3 protein-coding genes are annotated in these 2279 nt (G+C 44.9%); 2 read left to right on the forward strand and 1 reads right to left on the reverse strand.

Translation table 11 applies throughout. From position 1 onward, the window contains the following. On the forward strand, positions 1 to 789 hold a 789-nt coding region (gene coaBC, locus VF500_RS07685; protein WP_330859113.1), incomplete at its 5' end, for a bifunctional phosphopantothenoylcysteine decarboxylase/phosphopantothenate--cysteine ligase CoaBC. Further along, the gene (locus tag VF500_RS07690; RefSeq protein WP_330859114.1) at positions 786 to 1679 is read left to right on the forward strand and encodes a DUF4835 family protein; all 894 of its coding nucleotides are present in this window, start codon (positions 786 to 788) and stop codon (positions 1677 to 1679) included. The genes coaBC and VF500_RS07690, both read left to right, overlap by 4 nt. Before the next feature lie 393 nt (positions 1680 to 2072). Here VF500_RS07690 and VF500_RS07695 read toward each other — a convergent pair. Continuing rightward, a partial coding sequence (locus VF500_RS07695) for a hypothetical protein (protein ID WP_330859115.1) occupies positions 2073 to 2279 on the reverse strand: 207 nt, incomplete at its 5' end.

Here is a 2279-nt window from a genome sequence, read left to right on the forward strand (position 1 = left end):
AGGCTGCAATCATTTGGTAACATGATGATCCCACCTGGCAACGGCGAACTGGCCAGCGGCCTGTACGGCGAAGGCCGGATGGCCGAGCCAGAAGAGATTGTTGCTTTTTTGGAAACTGAATCAAAAAAAAAACTTCTTTTAGCCGGTCATAAAATACTGGTAACTGCCGGACCAACCTATGAAGCCATTGACCCGGTAAGGTTTATCGGCAATCACTCGTCGGGTAAAATGGGTTTCGCTATCGCGGATGAGCTTGCTTTAATGGGTGCCGATGTTACTTTGGTGACCGGGCCTACGGCAGAGGTCAGTAAACAGCACAATATAAAAAGGGTGAATGTTACTTCGGCAGCACAAATGCTGGAGGCCTGCCTTGCTGTTTATGCCGATGTAAAAGCCTGTATTATGAGCGCTGCCGTGGCTGATTATACCCCGGCCGATGTAGCCACCCAAAAGATCAAAAAACAAGAAGGTGCCCTTACCATCGAACTGAAGAAAACCACCGATATATTAAAAACCCTTGGCGAGGCTAAACACGAAGGGCAAATACTGGTTGGTTTTGCTCTGGAAACCAACGACGAGGAAATGAATGCAATAACCAAGCTGCAAAAGAAAAATCTTGATTTTATTGTACTAAATTCGCTTAATGACGCGGGTGCCGGTTTTGCAGGTGATACCAATAAAATAACCATTATTGATCGTGAGCTCAAACAAACCACTTTCGACCTGAAAAGCAAGGAAGCTGTAGCCCGCGATATTTGCAATAAAGTTGCCCAACTGATAAACGGATGAAAAAACTGCTGCTTTACACTGCGCTGATGTTCCTTTGCTGCCGGGCCGTGGCCCAGGACCTGAACGCACGTGTACAGGTGGTATCGCCTAAGATACAGGTGAGCAATAAACGCGTTTTCCAAACCCTGGAAACCGCCATGAAGGATTTTCTGAATGGCCGTAAGTGGAGTGCCGACCCGATTTTACCGCAGGAAAGGATAGATTGCAATTTTGTGCTGAACATTACCAATTGGGATGGCAGCAGTAATTTTACCGGCGAACTGCAGGTACAATCATCCCGGGCAGTCTTTGGCTCATCCTACACCTCTACCCTGTTAAACCTTAATGATAAAGACATCAGCTTTAGCTATACTGAAGGTCAAACCATTGATTATACCGATCAAAACTTTCAGGGGAACCTGAGCTCCATCATGGCTTTTTATGCCAATATTATTGTTGGACTGGATTATGATACTTTTTCAAAATTTGGTGGCACGCCTTATTTCTTAGCCGCGCAAACCATAGTAACCAATGCGCAAACATCCTCTTACAACGGCTGGAAAGCTTTCGACGGCAACGTAAACCGCTACTGGCTGTCCGAAAACCTGAACAACAAAGTATATAACCCACTGCGCAGTTTTCTGTACGACTATCACCGCAATGGGCTCGACCTGATGGCTGATAATGTAAGCAAAGGCCGTAAAGCCATTGATGCACTGTTACCTTTATTGCAGCAGATAGACCGGCAGCGCGTGGGCGCTATGCTTCCGCTTATATTTTATACTGCAAAAAGTGATGAGCTGGTTTCCATTTACAGCAAAGCCGATAACCAGGAACGCTTAACGGCCATGAACCTGTTTTTACAGCTTGACCCGGCTAATGGGAATAAGTACCAAACGTTGCAGAAATAATCCTTACTGTTAGTTTTAAAACGAATAAAGAAGGCGTCATTGCGAGGAGGAACGACGAAGCAATCCCCTACTTACAGGGCCGCTCTGTATAGTTTAAGATTATTAATAATTAAATTAGATTTTAGGTATTAATGAGCTTCCTTAGGGCGTTGTCTTGGCTCTTTATAATGACGTAATTGTAAATAAATTGATAGTTCTTTTTAATTAAAATATGGGCGTTCCCGTTAGCTAACGGGCCGGGCTATCCGCTGCAAGTCCTCGCTTTCCTGGCGCGCAGTGGCACATGCACGCTCCGGGCTTTCCGCTCCTATCCCTAACGCGGCCGTCACACAGTCCATCAAAACAACACCTCAACAACATCATTACATTTGTCGATTTATAGCTAACACCTCTCTACCTGATCTTAATCAAATAAAACTGATCCAAAGTAGCGGCCCTCTTCTTTTTGATGATAAAAGGCAGACTCAGGTTTTCATGGGGGAAATCTTGAAATGCTTTAATCGTATTATAGGCGACTCCCTTTGCTTTTAATTCAGCTACAGCTTTTTCATCGGCTACGATGATCCTTCTTTTTAGGCTATCGGTTTTCAGGATGGCGTC

It is taken from the genome of Mucilaginibacter sp., assembly GCF_036383575.1.
In the GTDB taxonomy this organism is placed as follows: Bacteria; Bacteroidota; Bacteroidia; order Sphingobacteriales; family Sphingobacteriaceae; genus Mucilaginibacter.